The sequence below is a fragment of the Mesorhizobium sp. CNPSo 4670 genome, from assembly GCF_057784235.1.
In genome coordinates this window covers 1-19,338 of record NZ_JBWJFQ010000030.1, presented here as the reverse complement: position 1 = coordinate 19,338, position 19,338 = coordinate 1, and the positions used below count along the sequence as shown (strand labels likewise).

The 19,338-nt window shown below is 62.7% G+C and carries 18 protein-coding genes and 1 riboswitch; of the genes, 8 read left to right on the top strand and 10 right to left on the bottom strand.

The genetic code is table 11. From position 1 onward, the window contains the following. Positions 1 to 112 precede the first annotated feature (112 nt). The 4 genes from mmsA (at position 113) to AC0ZT5_RS32390 (ending at position 4,580) form a co-directional block, all read left to right on the top strand. The gene (gene mmsA / locus AC0ZT5_RS32405) at positions 113 to 1,645 is read left to right on the top strand and encodes a multiple monosaccharide ABC transporter ATP-binding protein (protein ID WP_488499736.1); all 1,533 of its coding nucleotides are present in this window, start codon (positions 113 to 115) and stop codon (positions 1,643 to 1,645) included. Then, the gene (mmsB, locus tag AC0ZT5_RS32400) at positions 1,642 to 2,934 is read left to right on the top strand and encodes a multiple monosaccharide ABC transporter permease (RefSeq protein WP_095082262.1); all 1,293 of its coding nucleotides are present in this window, start codon (positions 1,642 to 1,644) and stop codon (positions 2,932 to 2,934) included. Before mmsA ends, mmsB begins: the two co-directional genes overlap by 4 nt. A gap of 193 nt (positions 2,935 to 3,127) precedes the next feature. Beyond that, the gene (gene araD1 / locus AC0ZT5_RS32395) at positions 3,128 to 4,120 is read left to right on the top strand and encodes an AraD1 family protein (RefSeq protein WP_488499735.1); all 993 of its coding nucleotides are present in this window, start codon (positions 3,128 to 3,130) and stop codon (positions 4,118 to 4,120) included. 25 nt (positions 4,121 to 4,145) lie between these two features. Further along, a complete protein-coding gene (locus AC0ZT5_RS32390; RefSeq protein WP_488499734.1) occupies positions 4,146 to 4,580 on the top strand; it encodes a hypothetical protein in 435 nt (144 codons plus the stop codon). A gap of 17 nt (positions 4,581 to 4,597) precedes the next feature. On the opposite strand, the gene AC0ZT5_RS32385 is transcribed toward AC0ZT5_RS32390, so the two are convergent. Next, positions 4,598 to 5,371 (bottom strand): ABC transporter substrate-binding protein, encoded by a 774-nt coding sequence (locus tag AC0ZT5_RS32385; protein WP_095084265.1) that lies wholly within the window; start codon positions 5,369 to 5,371, stop codon positions 4,598 to 4,600. Positions 5,372 to 5,471: 100 nt separating this feature from the next. Then, positions 5,472 to 6,566: a 2'-deoxycytidine 5'-triphosphate deaminase gene (locus AC0ZT5_RS32380; protein WP_457152064.1), complete on the bottom strand. Its 1,095-nt coding sequence runs from the start codon at positions 6,564 to 6,566 to the stop codon at positions 5,472 to 5,474. A 138-nt stretch (positions 6,567 to 6,704) separates the two neighbouring features. Further along, a riboswitch (SAM riboswitch) is annotated at positions 6,705 to 6,782 on the top strand. Between the two features lie 57 nt (positions 6,783 to 6,839). Between AC0ZT5_RS32380 and AC0ZT5_RS32375 the strand changes: the two genes are divergently transcribed. Next, positions 6,840 to 8,030 (top strand): O-succinylhomoserine sulfhydrylase, encoded by a 1,191-nt coding sequence (locus tag AC0ZT5_RS32375; protein ID WP_488499733.1) that lies wholly within the window; start codon positions 6,840 to 6,842, stop codon positions 8,028 to 8,030. 14 nt (positions 8,031 to 8,044) lie between these two features. On the opposite strand, the gene AC0ZT5_RS32370 is transcribed toward AC0ZT5_RS32375, so the two are convergent. Then, positions 8,045 to 9,196, bottom strand: coding sequence for a ceramide glucosyltransferase (locus AC0ZT5_RS32370; protein WP_488499732.1), 1,152 nt, complete (start codon positions 9,194 to 9,196; stop codon positions 8,045 to 8,047). A 221-nt stretch (positions 9,197 to 9,417) separates the two neighbouring features. On the opposite strand from AC0ZT5_RS32370, the gene apaG reads away from it, so the two are divergent. Next, complete coding sequence (apaG, locus tag AC0ZT5_RS32365) at positions 9,418 to 9,810, top strand: Co2+/Mg2+ efflux protein ApaG (RefSeq protein ID WP_095084266.1); 393 nt, start codon at positions 9,418 to 9,420, stop codon at positions 9,808 to 9,810. A gap of 42 nt (positions 9,811 to 9,852) precedes the next feature. Here the strand turns inward: apaG and AC0ZT5_RS32360 are convergent, their stop codons facing one another. The 3 genes from AC0ZT5_RS32360 to AC0ZT5_RS32350 form a co-directional block, all read right to left on the bottom strand. Then, positions 9,853 to 10,887, bottom strand: a complete 1,035-nt coding sequence (locus AC0ZT5_RS32360) for an Hsp33 family molecular chaperone (RefSeq protein WP_488499731.1) — start codon at positions 10,885 to 10,887, stop codon at positions 9,853 to 9,855. 78 nt (positions 10,888 to 10,965) lie between these two features. Further along, positions 10,966 to 11,877: an ornithine carbamoyltransferase gene (argF, locus tag AC0ZT5_RS32355; RefSeq protein ID WP_457152060.1), complete on the bottom strand. Its 912-nt coding sequence runs from the start codon at positions 11,875 to 11,877 to the stop codon at positions 10,966 to 10,968. Between the two features lie 17 nt (positions 11,878 to 11,894). Beyond that, positions 11,895 to 13,094, bottom strand: a complete 1,200-nt coding sequence (locus AC0ZT5_RS32350) for an acetylornithine transaminase (protein ID WP_488499730.1) — start codon at positions 13,092 to 13,094, stop codon at positions 11,895 to 11,897. A gap of 356 nt (positions 13,095 to 13,450) precedes the next feature. Here AC0ZT5_RS32350 and AC0ZT5_RS32345 point away from each other — a divergent pair, with 356 nt between their 5' ends. Next, positions 13,451 to 13,969: a GcrA family cell cycle regulator gene (locus AC0ZT5_RS32345; RefSeq protein ID WP_457152058.1), complete on the top strand. Its 519-nt coding sequence runs from the start codon at positions 13,451 to 13,453 to the stop codon at positions 13,967 to 13,969. Between the two features lie 147 nt (positions 13,970 to 14,116). On the opposite strand, the gene AC0ZT5_RS32340 is transcribed toward AC0ZT5_RS32345, so the two are convergent. The 3 genes from AC0ZT5_RS32340 to AC0ZT5_RS32330 all read right to left on the bottom strand — a co-directional run bounded on the left by AC0ZT5_RS32340 (position 14,117) and on the right by AC0ZT5_RS32330 (position 17,326). Further along, complete coding sequence (locus tag AC0ZT5_RS32340) at positions 14,117 to 15,127, bottom strand: magnesium and cobalt transport protein CorA (protein ID WP_095082303.1); 1,011 nt, start codon at positions 15,125 to 15,127, stop codon at positions 14,117 to 14,119. A 91-nt stretch (positions 15,128 to 15,218) separates the two neighbouring features. Then, positions 15,219 to 15,944, bottom strand: coding sequence for a phosphate signaling complex protein PhoU (phoU, locus tag AC0ZT5_RS32335; protein WP_184877678.1), 726 nt, complete (start codon positions 15,942 to 15,944; stop codon positions 15,219 to 15,221). A gap of 116 nt (positions 15,945 to 16,060) precedes the next feature. Next, positions 16,061 to 17,326, bottom strand: coding sequence for an ATP-binding protein (locus tag AC0ZT5_RS32330; protein ID WP_488499729.1), 1,266 nt, complete (start codon positions 17,324 to 17,326; stop codon positions 16,061 to 16,063). A gap of 181 nt (positions 17,327 to 17,507) precedes the next feature. On the opposite strand from AC0ZT5_RS32330, the gene ppk2 reads away from it, so the two are divergent. After that, a complete protein-coding gene (ppk2, locus tag AC0ZT5_RS32325; protein ID WP_488499728.1) occupies positions 17,508 to 18,416 on the top strand; it encodes a polyphosphate kinase 2 in 909 nt (302 codons plus the stop codon). Positions 18,417 to 18,484: 68 nt separating this feature from the next. Here ppk2 and AC0ZT5_RS32320 read toward each other — a convergent pair whose 3' ends face one another. Further along, on the bottom strand, positions 18,485 to 19,234 hold the full coding sequence (locus AC0ZT5_RS32320; RefSeq protein ID WP_488499727.1) for an enoyl-CoA hydratase-related protein: 750 nt from the start codon (positions 19,232 to 19,234) through the stop codon (positions 18,485 to 18,487). Between the last annotated feature and the right edge of the window lie 104 nt (positions 19,235 to 19,338).

The following is a 19,338-nucleotide window of genomic DNA, read 5'->3' as shown; positions in this document are numbered from 1 at the left end:
AAATCGGGGGGTCCTGCGCAACGCAGGGCCCCTTTTCGTTCACCAGCAGGCCCGGTATTGTTACCGACCTCGCCGGCAGTGTTTGCCGACCTCTCAGGGAGCGGTAGTCCCAATGGCCTCGACGATTTTGGAGATGCGCGACATCACCAAGACGTTCCCCGGCGTGAAGGCGCTGTCGAACGTCAACCTCAGCGTCGAGGAAGGCGAGATCCATGCCGTGGTCGGCGAGAACGGCGCCGGCAAGTCGACGCTGATGAAGGTGCTGTCGGGCGTGTATGCGTCCGGCACTTATGATGGCGCGATCGTCTACCGTGGCGAGGAATGCCATTTCAAGGGCATTCACGACAGCGAACACAAGGGCATCGTCATCATCCACCAGGAGCTTGCGCTGGTGCCGATGCTGTCGATCGCCGAAAACATTTTCCTTGGCAACGAACACGCCAGATTTGGCATCATCGACTGGAATGCCAACGAGACACGTACCAGCGCCTTGCTGAAGAAGGTGGGCCTCAAGGAGGACCCCAAGACGCTGATCACCAATATCGGCGTCGGCAAGCAGCAACTGGTCGAGATCGCCAAGGCGCTCAGCAAGGAAGTGCAGCTGCTGATCCTCGACGAGCCGACGGCGAGCCTGTCCGAAAAAGACAGCCAGGCACTGCTCGACCTGCTGCTCGAATTCAAGCGGCAAGGCATCACCTCGATCCTGATCTCGCACAAGCTCAACGAGGTGAACCGGGTCGCCGACAAGGTCACCATCATCCGCGACGGACGGACCATCGAAACACTTGCCAAGAAAGACATTTCGGAGGACCGCATCATCACCTCGATGGTCGGCCGTTCGCTCGACGACCGTTATCCGCCGCGGGAGCCCAAGATCGGCGAGGTCGTGCTCCAGGTGAAGAACTGGTCGGTCTATCACCCGATCCATGCCGAGCGACAAGTGATCAAGGGCATCGATATCAATGTCCGCAAAGGCGAGGTGGTGGGTATCGCCGGGCTAATGGGCGCCGGACGCACCGAATTCGCGATGAGCCTGTTCGGCCGCTCCTATGGTCGCCGCATCACTGGCGAGGTGCTGCTCAAGGGCAAGCCGATCGATGTCTCGTCGGTGAGCAAGGCGGTGGAGCACGGCATTGCCTACGTCACCGAGGACCGCAAGACCTACGGTCTCAATCTCATCGATCACATCAAGCACAACATCACACTGGCCAACCTACCCGGCGTGTCGCGCCGCGCCGTGATCGACGACCTGCGCGAACTTGCCGTCGCCAATGACTACAAGGCCAAGACCAACATCCGCTCGTCCAGCGTCTATCAGATGACTGGCAATCTGTCGGGCGGCAATCAACAGAAGGTGGTGCTGTCGAAATGGCTGTTCGCCAATCCGGAAGTGCTGATCCTCGACGAGCCGACGCGCGGCATCGACGTCGGCGCCAAGTATGAAATCTACACCATCATCGCCCGCCTCGCCTCCGAGGGTAAGGCGATCATCGTCATCTCGTCGGAGATGCCAGAACTGCTCGGCATCACCGACCGCATCTACGTCATGAACGAAGGCCGGATCGTCGGCGAAATGGCGGCGAGCGACGCCAGCCAGGAAAAGATCATGCGCGCCATCGTTCGGGGAGAAGGAAAAGCATCATGACCACCGAAAGCGCTCCCGCGCCGAAAAGCGGCGTCGCCGAAGATGTGCAGCAGGGGCCGCGTGTGGCCGTCTCGGCGCTGATCACGAATCTGCGCGAATACGGCCTGATCCTGGCGCTGATCGCCATCATGGTGTTCTTCCAGTTCACCACGTCCGGCACGCTCTTCAAGCCGGTGAACCTGAGCAATCTGGTGCAGCAGAACAGCTTCATCATCGTGATGGCGCTGGGTATGCTTCTGGTGATCGTTTCGGGCCATATCGACCTCAGCGTCGGCTCCGTCGCCGGCTTCATCGGCGCGCTGGCGGCAATGATGATGGTCATCTGGCCGCTTGGCCCCCTCAGCAATCCGCTGGTTGTGTCGATCATCTGCCTCATCATCGGCGGCGGCATCGGCGCGGCCCAAGGCTACTGGATTGCCTATCACCGAATACCGAGCTTCATCGTGACGCTGGCCGGGATGCTGATCTTCCGCGGCATCTGCCAGGCGCTGCTGGGTGGCGGGTCTTCCGTGGGGCCGCTTCCAGATGGCTTCAAGGCGCTCAGTTCCGGCTTCATTCCGGACGTGATCGGCCCCTTGACGCTGATCCCGCCAACGGTGAACGCCGCCGGCAAGACCATCATCGGCAGCGGCCTGACACTGCACATGACGACGATCCTGATCGGCGTCGTCGCCGTGCTCGCCTATGCGTATTTCGGGCTCAAGGCACGGCGCACGCGCGAGCAGCACGGCTACGAAGCCGAGCCTTTCACGCTGTTCGTCATCAAGACCCTGGTGACCAGCGCGCTGGCGCTGTTCCTTGTCTACCAGTTCGCCAGCTACAGGGGCCTGCCGATCGTTCTCATGGTGATGGGCGTGCTGATCGCACTGTTCGTGTTCGTCACCAAACGCATGACGATCGGCCGGCGCATCTACGCAATGGGCGGCAATGCCAAGGCGGCACAGCTATCGGGCATCAAGACCGAGCGACTGACCCTGATGGTGTTCGTCAATATGGGCGTGCTGTCGGCGCTTGGCGGCCTGATCATCGCGGCGCGCCTTGGGCAGGCGGTGCCGGCGGCAGGCCTTGGCAGCGAGCTCGACGTCATCGCCGCGGTGTTCATCGGCGGCGCCTCGGCGATGGGTGGTGTCGGCCAGGTCATCGGCGCTGTGGTCGGCGGTTTCATCATGGGCGTGATGAACAACGGCATGTCGATCATGGGCGTCAATGTCGACTGGCAGCAGGTGGTGAAAGGCCTGGTGCTGCTCGGCGCGGTGGTGTTCGACGTCTACAACAAGAACAAGGGCTGAGGAAACAGGAAGGCATACGGGTCACATCGCGGCGCAGCCCGGCGGCACGAAAAGAAGTCCCCCTGAGGGACCAGGCTCGCGAGCGCAATCCGAATGGAGAATTTCACCCGTGGCATGGACGAGGTCCTGGCCGCGCTTGGCAAGGTTTGCCGTTCCGGCAGCCCGTGCCAAGGCAAATGAGAGAGGATTCATCATGCTGATCTCCCAGATTCTCGATGACGCCGAGACCATCCGTGTCGTAGCCCGCAACGGCGGCAAGACCCGGATCATCAATGGCGCGCGCAGCGTCTATTCGCTGGCGATGGAGGCCGCTCGCACCGGCGTCGGCCTCGTCGCGCTGATCGAACGCAAGGGGCTTGGCGAGACAATCGATCTCGATGCCGCCTACAAGAAGGGGCGGCTGCTGTCGCCGATCAACCACCCCGACCCGGCGCACCTGCATCTGACCGGCACCGGACTGACACATCTCGGATCGGCCGCGACGCGTGATTCCATGCACAAGAAGCTCAGCACCGACGGCCGGGAGGAACTGACCGATTCGATGAAGATGTTCCGCATGGGGCTGGAGGGCGGCAAGCCTGCCAAAGGCCAGATCGGCGTGCAGCCGGAATGGTTCTACAAGGGCAACGGTACGATGGCGGTGGCGCCAGGCGCCGCACTGCTGTCACCGGCCTTCGCCAAGGACGCCGGCGAAGAGCCGGAAGTGGCCGGCATCTATGTCATCGGCGACGACGGCGCGCCGTTCCGCGTCGGCTTCACGCTGTCGAACGAGTTTTCCGACCACGTCACCGAGCGCGTGAACTATCTGTTCCTGGCCCACTCCAAGCTGCGCAACGCGGCGTTCGGGCCGGAAATCCTGATCGGCGACCTACCCGCCGACATCCGCGGCAGCTCGCGCATCTATCGCGGCAACAAGGTGCTATGGGAAAAGCCGTTCCTGTCTGGCGAAGCGAACATGTCGCACACCATCGCCAATCTCGAACACCACCACTTCAAATATGCGGCCTTCCGCCAGCCGGGCGACGTGCATGTGCACATGTTCGGAACGGCGACGCTGTCCTTCGCCGACGGCATCAAGACAGAGGCCGGCGATGTGTTCGAGATCGAGGCCAAGGATTTCGGCCTGCCGCTGCGCAATCCACTCGAAATCGAGCAGCCGGTGAAGGTGGCGGTGAAGGCGCTTTGAGGCCAGGCGCCAGAAGGATCGGGCGATGGGCATGCGACTTGGTCTTGCATCCGTAGGCCTGGCGATCGTCCTCGCCTCTCCTTCAGTGGCTTACAGTGCGGGACAATGGAGCGCAAAATCCTATCGCGAAGCCCGTACGGCGATGACGAACCGGCTTCTGACCACGGGATACTCGAGAGCGCAGATCGGGTTCCTGATACGCAATGCGGATCGGATGACCTCGGCACTTCGCAGCAACAGATTGAACGATAGTGCCAAAGCCTGTGGCATCGATTCCGCCAGGGCCCATGTCTTCGGGTGCCTGGACAAGCAGCTGTTTCCCTTGGGGGCCTCGCTTGACGAGAAGAAGCAGACCACCGCTTTCTGGGGTAGAAAGCGGTTGGCTGTGCGAGAATTGCTCTTTATCGGCCGTTTTCACGCATGCCTCGGCGCCGCAAAAGAGCATCTGTTTCGCGGCTGACCGAGCTGCAGCCGGCCTCAATAAATATCGAAGTCGAAGTACTTGGCCTGGATCTTCTTGTAGGTGCCGTCGGCAACGATGGCGTCTATCGCCGCATTGAGCTTGTCGCGCAGCGCGGTGTCTTCCAGGCGAACGGCGATGCCGGCCTGGGTCTCCGTGCCCTTGACGTCGCCGACCAGCTTGCAGCAGCCGTCGCTTGCCTTCTTCAACCAGTCCACCAGCACGAATTTGTCAGAGATGACGGCATCGAGACGGCCGTTCGTCAGATCGGTGATCGCCTCTTCCTGGGTCGGGTAGAGTTTCGCCTCCGCGCCAGCCTTGCCATAGACATTCTGGGCATAGTCGGCCTGCGTGGTCGAGGCCTGGGCGCCGACCGTCTTGCCGGCAAGGGCCGCCGGTTCAGTCGAGGTGAGTTCGGTATCCTTCGGCGCCACCAGCGCGAGCGGAGTCGTATAGTATTTGTTGGTGAAGGAGACCTGCTTCTTGCGCTCCTCGGTGATGCTCATAGAGGCGATGATGGCATCGAATTTCTTGGCCTGCAGGGCGGGGATGATGCCGTCCCAGTCCTGGGTGACGATCTCGCACTCGACCTTCATCTGCGCGCACAGCGCATTGGCGATGTCGATATCGAAGCCGACGACCTTGCCGTCGGGGGTGATGGTGTTGAACGGCGGATAGGCACCCTCGGTGCCGATCTTCAGTTTCTCAGCAGCCTGCGCCGACAGAGAGCCGGCCGCCATCAGCAACACGGCAGCACCTGCTGCCGATATGATCCATTTCGAAATCCGCATTTTCTTGGTTCCCCTTGAACGCCGCCAGCTTGGCGACCAGAAAGGCAGCCAAGCATGGCGAGCCAGCGCAGGCAAGTCTATTGCCCGACGGGAACTGGGTTCAGCGCGCGGGGCGGAAATGCTTGGACAGCTTCAGGCCTTGCGCCTGGTAGTTGGAGCCGAGATCGGTGCCGTAGAGCGCCTGCGGCCGCTTCAGCATATGCTCGTAGACCAGCCGGCCGACGATCTGGCCATGATCGAGGATGAACGGCACTTCGTGGCTGCGCACTTCGAGCACTGCGCGACTGCCGGTGCCGCCGGACGCCGAATGGCCGAAACCCGGATCGAAGAAGCCGGCATAGTGGACGCGGAACTCGCCGACCAGCGGATCGAACGGCGTCATCTCGGCGGCGTAGAGCGGCGGCACATGCACCGCTTCCTGGCTGACGAGGATGTAGAATTCATCGGGATCGAGCACCAGTTCGCCGGCGCCGCTCTTGTGGATCGGCTCCCAGAAGTCGACGACCTCTTGTGCTGCGCGCTTGTCGACATCGACGAGACCGGTGTGATGCTTGCCGCGATAGCCGACCAGGCCGTTCTGATCGCCGTTGAGATCGATCGACAGTGCGATGCCGCCGCCGGAAATGTTCGGCGGCTCGGTTGCGACCAGCATCTCGGCGCGATGCAGGTCATGCAGCTCGGCTTCCGAGAGCAGTGCATTGCCGGTGCGGAAACGGATCTGGGACAGACGCGAACCGGTACGCACGACGATCGGAAAGGTGCGCGGGCTGACCTCGAGATAGAGTGGGCCGTGATAGCCGGCGGCGATCTTGTCGAACTCGTGGCCGCGATCAGTCATGACGCGGGTGAAGATGTCGAGCCGCCCGGTCGAACTCTTCGGATTGGCCGAGGCCGAAATGTCCGCCGGCAATGCCAGGCTTTCAAGCAAGGGCACGATATAGACGCAGCCGGTCTCCAGCACCGCGCCCTCGGCAAGATTGATCTCGTGCAGTTGCAGCCGGTCGAGCTTTTCCGAAACCTTGTGGTTGGGGCCCGGCAGGAACGAGGCCCGCACCCGCCAGGCCTTGTCGCCGAGCCGCAGATCCAGGCTCGCCGGCTGGATCTGATCGGCATCGAACGCGCGCGCCGACTTCAGCGCGCCGGACCGGAACAGCGCCGAAATGTCCTGATCGGGAAGAATGCCTGTCTGCCGCAAGGCTCCACTCCTAGGCCAGGCGATTTTCTGTTCGCAGGCTCTTGCCGCGAAACCGCGGAACACTGCTGCGGAACCTGCTTGGTACAAACCTCTTAATCAAGCCGGCAATTGACGCAAGCGTGGCGCGGGTCTAAAGGGTCGTTATCCCGTGGTGATTTGGCCGGTCGGCTTGCAGCCACGTTAAACAAGTCGCTAAAGGACCGTCGGGCCGCAAGGCCGTATGGACCGGTTGCGACTTTCGCGGCCGGTTTTTTTGTGTCTGGAACAAAAGCGATGAGCACCAAGAAGCGTAACTGGAAGCCTCAAACGACACTCGTGCATAGCGGAACCCTGCGTTCCGGTTTCGGCGAAACCTCCGAAGCGATGTACCTGACCCAGGGCTATGTCTACGAAACGGCGCAGGCCGCCGAAGCCCGCTTCAAGGGCGAGGAGCCGGGATTCATCTACTCGCGCTACGCCAACCCGACCGTCGACATGTTCGAAAAGCGCATGTGCGCGCTCGAAGGCGCCGAGGACGCGCGCGCCACCGCATCCGGCATGGCCGCGGTGACGGCCTCGCTGTTGTGCAGCGCCAAGGCCGGCGATCATATCGTGGCAGCACGCGCGCTGTTCGGCTCCTGCCGCTGGGTGGTCGAGACGCTGGCGCCGAAATATGGCATCGAGGCGACGCTGGTCGACGGCACCGACATCGCCAACTGGGAAAAAGCGGTCAAGCCGAACACCAAGCTGTTCTTCCTGGAAAGCCCGACCAACCCGACGCTGGAAGTGGTCGATATCGCCGCGGTTGCCGCGCTTGCCAATTCGATCGGTGCGCGGCTGATCGTCGACAATGTCTTTGCCACGCCCCTGCAGCAGAAGCCGCTGCAGCTCGGTGCGCACATCGTCGTCTACTCGGCGACCAAGCATATTGACGGCCAGGGCCGCTGTCTCGGCGGCGTCATCCTGTCGGACAAGAAGTGGATCGACGAGAATCTGCACGACTATTTCCGCCACACCGGCCCCAGCCTGTCGCCGTTCAATGCCTGGACGCTGCTGAAGGGGCTGGAGACGCTGCCGCTGCGCGTGCGCCAGCAGACGGAAAGCGCCGGCAGGATCGCGGATTTCCTGGCCGAGCGGCCCGAAATCGCCCGCGTCATCTATCCCGGCCGCTCCGACCACCCGCAGGCGGCCATCGTCAAGAAGCAGATGTCGGGCGGCTCGACGCTGATCTGCCTGGACGTCAAGGGCGGCAAGCAGGCGGCCTTCGCCTTGCAGAACGCGCTCGACATCGTGCTGATCTCCAACAATCTCGGCGATGCCAAGAGCCTGATCACCCATCCGGCGACGACGACGCACAAGAATCTGAGCGACGAGGCGCGTGCCGAACTCGGCATCGGGCCGGGCACGCTCAGGCTGTCGGTCGGCCTGGAGGATACCGACGATCTTCTGGAAGACATCGAACAGGCGCTGAAGTCGGCAAAGTAAAAGGCCTTTGGCCATCAGGCGCCGGACGGCGTCTCTTCCAGCTCGGCTGCCTTGGTGCCGATGGTCATCGCGTTGCCGCGCCAGTCGACGGCGCCACCCAGCCAGCCGCGCGCCCACATCGCCGGCAGGATCAGGTCGCGCAACATGATCGCCGCGACCATGCGCGGCGACAGGTACCAGCCCTTGGACCAGGCCAGGGCGCATTCCGGAAGGTAGAAGGCCGCCAGCACGGCAATGGCGGTTGCCCAGATGCTGACGCCGGCGCTTGCCGCCGCCAACAGCGCGAGTGCCAGCGGCACCACTGCCCCGGTCAGGATTTCGGGTGCGAAAAACCATGGGAAGGTGACGCGGCGCAGGCGCGCCCAACGGGCCTGACGCGACCAGATCTCGTCAAAGGTGCGCCGGCCGAGCGGTTGCTCGAAGGGCGCGGCGACGAGATTGACGCGCAGGCCAAGGCCATTGACCAGCTTGGTTGCGGCAGCGTCCTCGGCGATCTCGGCGGCGAGCGCACGGATGCCACCACTGGCGTCGAGCATCGGCTTGTTCCAGAGCATGCTCTTGCCCTGGGCAAAGCCGAGGCCAAGCGCCTCGCCAGCATATTGCCAGCGCGCTTGCAGCGTGTTGAGGAAAGCGCATTCGACCTCGGCCCAGAAGCCAGTGGGCCGTGAGCCTATCGGCGTCGAGCAGACAAGGCCGGTGTCGGGCCGCCATGCAGCCATCAGGTGCTGCACATAGTCTCTCGGCATCAACACGTTGGAATCGGCCAGGACAACCCAATCGTGGCGCGCTGCCTCCCAACCCTTGACGCAATTGTTGAGTTTCGGGTTGGCGCTGATGCGGTCGTCGCCGATCAGCAGCCGCGCCGGCACCTTGGGAGAACGGGCGATGGCGGCACGGATCAGCCTGACCACCGGATCGTCGGCATGGGCGACGCAGAAGACCAGTTCGTAGCGCGGCCAGTCGAGCGAGAGGGCGCGCTCCAGCGTCTCCTGCGTGAACGGCTCGACGCCACGCGACGGCACGATAATCGACACCGGCCGCGACCTGCCGGCCGGCGGCGCGACGGTGCTGCGCCGCTTCAGACGCGAAGCGGCGAGCAGGATGCTGGCGAGGTTTGAAAGGATGAGAGCGATCGAAAGGGCGGCGGCTATGAGGGTGAGTTCCATCGAGACCTGGCCATTCCAGAAAAGACGGCGCGTGATGGCCGTTTTCAACAGTTCGACAGAGCGCCGAGTCGCCCGCTTCGTGCACACCACCATTGTCATGTGTCACTTAAATGACATTCTTTGTCGGCACCTGCCTTTCAGGCCGGGCGCGACAAGACGCGCACGTTGACCTGCTCGCCCGGAGCGAGGACAGTTCGACCTGGATTGTTTTGGAGCCGCTTATGTACCGCGCCGTGACGCGCAACATCGAAGTGCAGGTCAGGCCGTTCTATCTGGAGGACCGCTCAGACCCGTCGGAGAACCGCTATGTCTGGGGCTATCAGATAACGATCGACAACCAGTCGGATGAGTTCGTGCAGCTGTTGTCGCGCTATTGGCACATCACCGACGGCACCGGAAGGGTCGAGGAGGTGCGCGGTCCCGGCGTCGTCGGCGACCAGCCCGAACTCAATCCCGGCGACAGCTATCAATACACGTCCGGTTGCCCGCTTTCGACACCGTCCGGCATCATGGTCGGGCACTATACGATGCGCAACAAGCGGGGCGAGACGTTCGACATCGCCATCCCCGCCTTCTCGCTCGATCTGCCGGGGACGCGGCGGACGGTGAATTAGCTTCGCCTCACCGGCCGCCAAGCAGCCGGTGAGGCGCGTTCTCTACTGGGCCGCCACAAATTCCGCCGGATCGAAGTCATATTGCTTCGAGCAGAATTCGCAGGCGACGTGGATGCCGCCGTCTTCGGTGCTGTCCTTGATCTCCTGCGCCGAGAATCCCTCGAGGATGCCACGGATCTTGTCCCTCGAGCATGAGCACTGGTCGGCAACCGGTACGCCGCCGAAGACGCGCACGCCATGCTCGTGGAACAGCCTGTACAGCAGCCGCTCGGCGCCGATCGTCGGGTCGATCAGTTCGGTCGGCTCGATGGTGCCAAGCAATGCCAGCAGCTCCTGCCAGGAATTGTCGGCCGGATCGTGGATCTCCTCGCGCGGATCGCCATCGCCGCCCGGCAGGTCCGGAACGCGCATGCGCTCGGGCGACTGCGGTAGGAACTGCGCCAGGATGCCGCCCGCACGCCACTGCTGGCGAGCGCCGCCGACGCCGGGTGTCAGCAGCTTGGCCACCGAAAGCCTGATATCGGTCGGGATCTGCTCCGACTGGCGGAAATAGGTGCGGGCCGCGTCTTCCAGCGTTTCGCCATCGAGCTGGACGATACCCTGATAGCGCTGCGTGTGAGCGCCCTGGTCGATGGTCAGCGCCAGCACGCCGCTGCCGAGCAGCGTCTGCTGAGACGTTTCGCCGGCCGCGACCAGCGCCTCCAGCCGGTCTGCATCGAAGCGGGCATAGGCGCGCAGTGCCGAGGGCGTGGAAAAATCCGCCACCAGCATGTCGACCGGCCCGTCGGTGCGGGTCTGCAGGATGAACTTGCCTTCGAATTTGAGCGAGGTGCCGAGCAGCACCGTCAGCACGCAGGCTTCCGCCAGCAGGCGGGCGACCGGCTCGGGATAGTCGTGACGGCTGAGGATGGCGTCGAGCATCGGCCCGAGCTGGACGGTGCGGCCGCGCACATCGAGCGGGCCGACCTCGAAGGGTACGACGTGATCGTCGCCGGCGTAGCCGAATTCGCCGAGTTTGGGGTGATGTTCAGTCACTTGATAGGTTTCCAACATGACAATGCTCCAGGGCGCGGCCATGCCGCCCTGGAGGGCGCATGCTTCGAAACGCGCTTGATTTGCGTGATGCGGCGCAGATAGGCATCACACCCCCAGAGATCAAGCGCCGAGACACCAGGCGAGCACGGCCTTCTGGGCATGGAGCCGGTTCTCGGCCTCGTCGAAGACCACCGAATGCGGCCCGTCAATGACCTCGTCGGTCACTTCCTCGCCGCGGTGCGCCGGCAGGCAGTGCATGAACAGCGCCTCCGGCTTGGCCTTCGCCATCAGCTTGGCATTGACCTGGTAGGGCGAGAACACGTTGTGGCCGCGGGCGCGATGCTCCTGGCCCATCGACACCCAACAATCGGTGACGACGCAGTCGGCCTGGTCGACGGCTTCCTCGGGCGAGCGGGTGAAGTGCAGCTTGCCACCATGCGCCTGCGACCAGTCGATATGCTTCTGTTCCGGCTCGCTGCCTTCGGGCACGGCGACGTTGAGGTTGAAGCGGAACCGCGCCGAGGCCTCGAGCAGCGAATGCAACACATTGTTGCCGTCGCCGGTCCAGGCGATGGTCTTGCCGGCAACCGGACCGCGGTGCTCCTCGAAGGTCATGATATCGGCCATCAGCTGGCAGGGATGGGTGTCGTCGGTCAGTCCATTGATGACCGGAACGGTGGCATTCTCGGTCAGTTCGAGCAGCCGCTCATGCGAGGTGGTGCGGATCATGATCGCGTCGACGTAGCGGGACAGCACCTTGGCGGTGTCGGCAATGGTCTCGGAGCGGCCGAGCTGCATCTCGGTGCCGGTCAGCATGATGGTTTCGCCGCCGAGCTGGCGCATGCCGACGTCGAAGGACACGCGGGTGCGCGTCGAGGGCTTGTCGAAGATCATCGCCAGCACCTTGCCTTCGAGCGGCCTGGTCCGCTCGCCGGCCTTGAGGCGAGCCTTTCGCACCACCGCATCATCAAGCATGAAGCGCAGATCGCCTTCGGAAACGGCGGAAAGATCGGTGAAATGGCGAACTGACATCAGCAATGGTTCCGGGATTACTTCGCGGCGGCGGCGGCGATCGCCTCCGCCAGGCCCTTGGCGCCGGCGCGGATGCGGTTGAGCGCGTCGTGGATCTCGGCATCAGTGACAGTGAGCGGCGGCAACAGGCGAATGACGTTGTCGCCGGCCGGAACCGCCAGCAGGTGCTGGTCGCGCAATGCCATGTTCACCTTGGTGTTGGGCATGGCGCACTTGAGACCGAGCATCAGCCCGGTGCCCCTGATGTCCTCGATGACCTCGGGAAACTCGTCGGCGACCGCCGCCAGCCCCTGCTTCATCAGCAACGCCTTACGCTGGACATCTTCCAGAAAGCCGTCTTCCAGCACCACGTCGAGCACCGCGTTGCCGACCGCCATGGCCAGCGGGTTGCCGCCGAAAGTGGTGCCATGCACACCGGACGTCATGCCAATGGCCGCCTCATCCGTGGCAAGGCAGGCGCCCATCGGGAAGCCGCCGCCAATGCCCTTGGCGATCGCCATGATGTCGGGGGTGACGCCGGACCATTCATGCGCGAACAGCTTGCCGGTCCGGCCGATGCCGCACTGCACCTCGTCGTAGATCAGCAGCAGGCCGTGCTGTTCGCACAACTGCCTGAGCCGCTTCAGCGATTGCGTCGGCACCGGGCGGATGCCCCCCTCGCCCTGTACAGGCTCGATCAGGATCGCCGCGGTCTCCGGCGTGATCGCCTTTTCGGCCGCATCGATGTCATCGAAGCCGACCTGGTCGAAGCCCTCGACCTTGGGTCCAAACCCTTCAAGGTACTTGTACTGACCGCCGGCCGCGATGGTCGCCAGCGTGCGGCCGTGGAAGGCGCCCTCGAAGGTGATGATGCGGAAGCGTTCGGGATGTCCCTTGACGAAATGGTAGCGCCGCGCCGTCTTGATCGCGCATTCCAGGGCCTCGGCGCCGGAATTGGTGAAGAACACCTTGTCGGCGAAGGTGGCGTCCACCAGCCGCTCGCCGAGCCGGCTTTGCCCCGGAATCTCGTAGAGATTGGAAACATGCCAGAGCTTCGCGGCTTGCTCGGTCAGTGCTGAGACCAGGTGCGGATGGCTGTGACCCAGCGAATTGACGGCGATGCCGCCGGCGAAATCGAGATATCGCTCGCCTTTGTCGGTAACCAGCCAGGTGCCTTCCCCATGGTCGAAGGCCAGGGGTGCGCGAGCAAAGGTCTCGTAAAGCGCCGAACCGCTCATTATATGCGTCTCCGGTACCGGAAAATCAAAAAAGCCGCCAAAGCGGCGGCCTGTGCGGCTTATCGTGTTTTTCGGCCATGAAGTCAACGAAAACGTCGCGTAGTGCCCCGCGGCAAGCCCTCCGACGCAACGCCGGCTCACGAGCGACCGGGCAAGTTGGGGAAAACCTAAAAAACCGATTCGTGTTGCACTTGGGACTCTTGTCACCGAGTCAGCGCATAGAGTAGTTGTAGTCAAGAAATAACTAGATTTCGTGCGGCGGACCTAATCACCAGATATATGTGGTGTCTGCCCCGGCAAATGTTGCCGGGCCGGGAGTGGATTCCGATTGCCGCACGCTTAGCAGGAGCGGTCTCATGAACTGGACTGACGAGCGGGTAGAACTTCTCAGAAAACTGTGGTCCGAGGGTCTGAGCGCAAGCCAGATTGCTGCGCAGCTTGGGGGGGTCAGCCGCAATGCGGTCATCGGTAAGGTGCACCGGCTGAAACTGTCGGGCCGCGGGCGGTCGACCGCCACGCCGGCACGCCAGAAGAAGGCGGCGCAAGGATCGACCGTTCAGAAATCGGTGTCGCGCGCCGCAAGCACGGTCCGTCATGTCACGACATCGATCGGCGCAACGGCGTTGCAGACGCAGTTCGACGCCGAACCTGTGGCACGCCACTATATCCGCCCGGTCGAGAATGTCGTGGTGCCGATCTCACGGCATCTGCAGCTCGTCGAGCTGACCGAGCGGACCTGCAAATGGCCGAACGGCGATCCGCTTTCGGAGGACTTCAATTTCTGCGGCAACGAAGCCGCCGAAACCGGCCCCTACTGCAAGTACCACGCCCGCGTGGCGTTCCAGCCGGCATCGGAGCGGCGGCGGAGTCGCTGAGCGAATAGCGAATAGCGAATAGCGAATAGCGAATAGCGAATAGCGAATAGCGAATAGCGAATAGCGAATAGGAACTGATTGAGCGTCCGCGAGGAGGCAATCCAGTTTTTCCCCTATTCGCCACTCCCTGTTCGCTATTCGCTTCTTTCACAGCCAGCCATTCTTGCGAAAGCGCCAGTAGAGAAACGAACAGATCAGCGCGATCGTGGCCAGCACCACCGGGTAGCCATATTCCATCTTCAGTTCCGGCATGTCGCTGAAATTCATGCCGTAAATGCCGGCGAATGCCGTCGGCACCGCCAGGATGGCGGCCCAGGAGGCGAGTTTCTTGGAGATCGCCGTTTCCTGGCTCTGGCCGACCAGAAGGCTGGCCTCGAAAGCAAACGCCAGCACCTCGCGCAGACTGTCGATTTTTTCCTGCACGGTGCGGATGTGGTCGGTCACGTCACGAAACAGCGGATGCATGGCGGTGTGAATCTGCGGCAGGTCGGCACTGGTCAGCCGGCGACAAACCTCAACCAGCGGCAGTGCCGCATTGCGCAAGCGCAAAAGATCGCGGCGCAGCATATAGAGCCGCTCGATGTCGGGACCTGTCATCGGCTTCAAGAGGACCCTGTCCTCGATCAGTTCGACCTCGTCCTCGATCTGCTCGAGCACGGGCATGTAATTGTCGACGATGAAATCGAGAATGGCGTAGAGGACGAAATCCTCGCCTTTGGCCAGCGAATGCGGGCAGCTTTCCCAATGCTGACGAACGGCGGCATAGGACGTGGACGGGCCATGCCTGACGCTGACGATATAGCCGCTGCCGACGAACAAATGGGTCTCGCCGAAGGTGACCCGGCCGTCGATCAGCTGCGCGGTGCGGGCGACGATGAACAAGGCGTCGCCATATTGCTCGATCTTCGGCCGCTGGTGCGGGTGCTCGGCATCCTCGATCGCCAGTTCATGCAGGTGAAACTGCGCCTGGACGCGAAGCAGCAGGTTGCGGTCGGGCTCGAGCAGGCCAATCCAGACGACATGACCGGTTTTTTTTGCCCATTCGCCGGCTTCCTCGATGGGAATATCGGCGATGCGACGCCCAGCCGTGTAGACGCCGCAAGCGATAATGCCGGATGTCGGCGCAGGCGCCGGAGTCAGGTTCCGAACATTTTCCATCACAACCTCCCGAAGCCAATCCACGGACGAGGATACAGGAAAGCCCGGAAAGTCTAGCGCAATTCGGACGATGGTTCGAGAGCGCGACCGTTCAATTAACCGGAGGCGTTACGGAAAGGCTGATCTTGTCGGTCTTGTCGCCCTTCGGCCGCTCGGCCGGCATCTGCTCACCGGTGACGATGTAGTAGATGGTCTCGGCGATGTTGGTGGCGTGATCGCCGATGCGCTCAATGTTCTTGGCGCAGAACAGCAGATGCGTGCATGGCGTGATGTTGCGCGGATCTTCCATCATGTAGGTCAGCAATTCGCGAAACAGCGACGTGTACATGGCGTCGATCTGGTCGTCGCGGTCGCGCACAAAGCCGATCTTGTCGACCGAGCGCGAAGCGTAGACGTCGAGCACTTCCTTGAGCTGGGTCAGCGCCAGATTGGCCAGGGCTTCGAGGCCGCGGAACAGGCTGGTCGGCTGGCGTCCGTCGGTGACGGCGCCCACCCGCTTGGCAACGTTCTTTCCGAGGTCGCCGACCCGTTCGAGGTCGGCGGAAATGCGGATGGCGCCTACGATCTCGCGCAGGTCCGTCGCCATCGGCTGGCGCTTGGCGATGATGATGATCGCCTTGTCGTCGATTTCGCGTTGCCCTTCATCGAGCACGGCATCGTCTCGGATGACCTTCTGGGCGAGGCCGGGGTCGGCATTGACGAGGGCGGCAACCGCCTGTTCGACCATACGCTCGGCATGGCCGCCCATCGCCGCGATGCGCTTCGACAGATATTTCAGCTCCTCGTCATAGGCGCTCATGATATGCACGGACTGCATGGCAAAATGCCTTCCCACGGGGTGTCTTGTTTTTGAGTCGTTTCCTCGAATCCCCCGCTGATACGCTAGCCGGATGACAGAAAAAAGAAACGGTCCCGTGGAAAACTAGGGCAGTATCAGTGCGTCGGCAAATGAACCGAGAAGGCAGCGCCCTTGCCGAACTCGGACTTGATCGAAAGCCGGCCATTGTGGCGGGTCAGGATATGCTTGACGATCGACAGACCGAGGCCTGTTCCCTTCTGGGTGCGGCTGGTCTCGACATCGACGCGATAGAAGCGCTCGGTGATGCGCGGAATGTGTTCCTCGGGAATGCCGGGGCCAAAGTCCCTGATGGTGACGTCGATGCCTGGCTCCGAGCCGGGATCGCCGCGCGCGATCGACACCACGACGCGGCCGCCCGACTGCCCGTACTTGCAGGCGTTTTCCAGGAGGTTCTCGAAAACCTGGAAGAGCTCGTCGCGATCCCCCGGCACATCAAGCGGCCCGTCGGCGTAGTCCCGTTCAATGACAACGCTGTTTTCCGTGGCCAGCGGTCCGAGCGAATCGATGACGCTGTCGACCGTCTCGCGCAGGTCGACCTCGGTTCCCGGCTTCAGATAGGGCTTCATCTCGAGCCGCGACAGCGACAACAAATCATCGATCAGGCGCGCCATGCGCCCGGTCTGGCTCTGCATGATCTGCAGGAACTGGTCGCGCGCCGCCGGGTCGTTGCGGGCCGGTCCGCGCAGCGTTTCGATAAAGCCGGAGATCGAGGCGAGCGGCGTGCGCAGTTCGTGGCTGGCATTGGCTATGAAATCGGCGCGCATGCGGTCGATCCTGCGCGCTTCGCTCTGGTCCTTGAACACCAGCACATAGAGATCGGTGCCGTGGCCGACCGAGGAGGCACTCACCCGGTAAGCCCGTTCGACCGGCAGCTTCTCCGTATAGTCGACGACGTCAGAGGCGACATCGCCCGACAGCACGCCGTCCAGCAAAGCCTGCATTTCCGGCGCCCGGAATTTCAGCGACAGCGACAGACCGGGCGCAATCCCGCCGAAGGCGGCGAAAGCGGCGGCATTGGCGTGGACGATGGTGGCGGTCCGGTCGAAGATGATCAGCGGGTCGGCGACGGCGGCGGCAAGATATTCGCCGGAGAGCCGTTGCAGGCCGATTGCCTCGATTGCCGCGGCGTTCTCGGCCGATTGGCGCGTGCCGGTGACCGGCAGCATTGCCGCTGCAAGCAGCAGCGCCAGCGCCGCAAGGACGACAAAGCCGGATATCGCGGCCAAAGCATAGACGGCGAGAATCGCGACGACGCCGGCAATCAGCAGCCAGCGGCTGTTCCACAGTCGGATGGCCAGGCCTTGCGCCGTGCCTCTCTGCTCTGCGTCCAGGTCAGCCATTCGCTCGCGCGCCCGCACCCTATGCCTCGCACCCGACCGGTGACGGGAACTTCCGCTGGACCGGTCTAACGCATGACCTAGAAAATCGGAATCGATTTTCTGAAAGGATCATGCGCAAAATCAAAAGTGCTGTAGTGGCTCCCAATAGCATGAGTCCGGAAGCAGAAAAGGGTTCGTCTCGATGAAAAAAGCCAAGGAAACTCCCGCCGCGCCGACTTCGGGCCCGCTGAAGATCAGGATCGGCGGCAAGGAGCGGGAATTCGACATTGAAAATCCCGTGCTTCCCGACTGGGTCGAAGACAAAAAGCTGACCGCCGGCGGTTACCCCTACGACAAGAAGATGAAAAGCGACGAGTATGACGAGACGCTCGAGAAATTGCAGATCGAGTTGGTCAAGGCGCAGGCGTGGCTGCAGTCGACCGGCAAACGGGTGATGGCGCTGTTCGAGGGCCGCGACGCCGCTGGCAAGGGCGGCACGATCTTCGTGCTGCGCCAGTACCTCAACCCTCGTACCGCGCGCAACGTGGCGCTGACCAAGCCGACCCCGACCGAGCAGGGGCAGTGGTACTTCCAGCGCTATGTCGACCATTTTCCGACATCGGGTGAGTTCCTCACCTTCGACCGCTCCTGGTACAACCGCGCCGGCGTCGAGCCGGTGATGGGTTTTTGCACGCCGCAGCAGCACGAGCAATTTCTCGACGAGACACCGCATTTCGAACGGATGATCGCCAATGAGGGCATCCACTTCTTCAAATTCTGGCTGAACATCGGCCAGGAGACGCAGCTCGAGCGCTTTCACGATCGCCGCTTCAGCCCGCTGAAAAGCTGGAAGTTTTCGCCGATCGACGTTGCCGGCATCACCAAGTGGGACGACTACACCAAGGTCCGCGACACGATGTTCGAGCGCACCCACAAGGAATTCGCGCCGTGGATCATCATACGGGCCAATGACAAGCGGCGCGCCCGACTGGCGGTCATTCGGCGCATCCTCCTGTCGCTGCCCTATGACGGGCGCGATCTCGACATCATCGGCAAGGAAGACAGGAAAATCATTGGCGAAGGGCCGTCGTTTCTGGGAAAGCAAGACTGACGTCTTTTGCGCCGCGCTGCCAGAGGCCGCGCGGCGCGTTCGTCGTCGACGCCTTTCGGTCGGACCGTTCAAGCCACCAGCCGGGCTATGCGCTGCAGGCGCCGCAGCGTGGTGTCGTCCTGCAGCGCCTGCTGGAAAAGCGAAATCTCCTGATCGATACGGTCGCACAGCGCGCTGGTGTTGCCCTTGAGCAGGCCCCGCGTCTGCAGCAAGGCGGCGACCGGCTTCTTGACAAGTTGTCTCGCCCGGCCGAGGGCCGCGTCCTCGACGCTGCCGCCCGGCACGATCTCGGCGACGAGGCCGAGCGCCCTGGCATCCTCGGCGCGAAGCGTGTCGCCGAGGCAGAAGAAGCGGAAAGCACCGGCATAGCCGAGTTTCTGCGGCGCCAGGATGCTGGTCGCGGCATCCGGGACCAGGCCAAAATCGACGAACGGCACCCGGAACGTGCTTTGATCGGACGCGATCACCATGTCGCAATGGAACAGGATCGTGCAGCCGACGCCGACGGCATCGCCATCGACGCAGGCTAGGATGGGCTTGGGAAACGTCGCCAGCGTGCGAAACAGATCGGTGACGGCGGCGATCAGTTTCTGGTGCTTGGTGGCGTCAAGGAATTCGGAGAAATCGCCGCCGAGACAGAAGCAGCCTGACAGGCCGCGCAGCACGACGACGCGCACCTCCTCATTGTCGGCGGCTTCATGGAAGGTCTTTGCCAGGCTTTCATAGGCTCTTCTGTCCAGCACCGGCCGGCCGTCATTCGACGATACGGTGACCATTAACGTGTGGTTGCGGAGTTCTGGTTGCGGATGGGGGCTCATGACTGTCTCCGATTTCACGACGCACGCCTTTGGCCGAGCATGTCGGGGTATCCCCTGGTCAGCACGGGAGCAAAATGATTGCGGCGCGAACGCACCACATCGAG

Coding starts and splice junctions, on each gene's coding strand:
- AC0ZT5_RS32330 (WP_488499729.1), bottom strand. CDS start 17,326: ATGGCTGACCTGGACGCAGAGCAGAGAGGCACGGCGCAAGGCCTGGCC.
- AC0ZT5_RS32350 (WP_488499730.1), bottom strand. CDS start 13,094: ATGAGCGGTTCGGCGCTTTACGAGACCTTTGCTCGCGCACCCCTGGCC.
- AC0ZT5_RS32360 (WP_488499731.1), bottom strand. CDS start 10,887: ATGGCCGCGCCCTGGAGCATTGTCATGTTGGAAACCTATCAAGTGACT.
- phoU (WP_184877678.1), bottom strand. CDS start 15,944: ATGCAGTCCGTGCATATCATGAGCGCCTATGACGAGGAGCTGAAATAT.
- AC0ZT5_RS32345 (WP_457152058.1), top strand. CDS start 13,451: ATGAACTGGACTGACGAGCGGGTAGAACTTCTCAGAAAACTGTGGTCC.
- AC0ZT5_RS32370 (WP_488499732.1), bottom strand. CDS start 9,196: ATGGAACTCACCCTCATAGCCGCCGCCCTTTCGATCGCTCTCATCCTT.
- AC0ZT5_RS32375 (WP_488499733.1), top strand. CDS start 6,840: ATGAGCACCAAGAAGCGTAACTGGAAGCCTCAAACGACACTCGTGCAT.
- araD1 (WP_488499735.1), top strand. CDS start 3,128: ATGCTGATCTCCCAGATTCTCGATGACGCCGAGACCATCCGTGTCGTA.
- argF (WP_457152060.1), bottom strand. CDS start 11,877: ATGTCAGTTCGCCATTTCACCGATCTTTCCGCCGTTTCCGAAGGCGAT.
- AC0ZT5_RS32385 (WP_095084265.1), bottom strand. CDS start 5,371: ATGCGGATTTCGAAATGGATCATATCGGCAGCAGGTGCTGCCGTGTTG.
- mmsA (WP_488499736.1), top strand. CDS start 113: ATGGCCTCGACGATTTTGGAGATGCGCGACATCACCAAGACGTTCCCC.
- apaG (WP_095084266.1), top strand. CDS start 9,418: ATGTACCGCGCCGTGACGCGCAACATCGAAGTGCAGGTCAGGCCGTTC.
- ppk2 (WP_488499728.1), top strand. CDS start 17,508: ATGAAAAAAGCCAAGGAAACTCCCGCCGCGCCGACTTCGGGCCCGCTG.
- AC0ZT5_RS32320 (WP_488499727.1), bottom strand. CDS start 19,234: ATGAGCCCCCATCCGCAACCAGAACTCCGCAACCACACGTTAATGGTC.
- AC0ZT5_RS32340 (WP_095082303.1), bottom strand. CDS start 15,127: ATGGAAAATGTTCGGAACCTGACTCCGGCGCCTGCGCCGACATCCGGC.
- mmsB (WP_095082262.1), top strand. CDS start 1,642: ATGACCACCGAAAGCGCTCCCGCGCCGAAAAGCGGCGTCGCCGAAGAT.
- AC0ZT5_RS32390 (WP_488499734.1), top strand. CDS start 4,146: ATGGGCATGCGACTTGGTCTTGCATCCGTAGGCCTGGCGATCGTCCTC.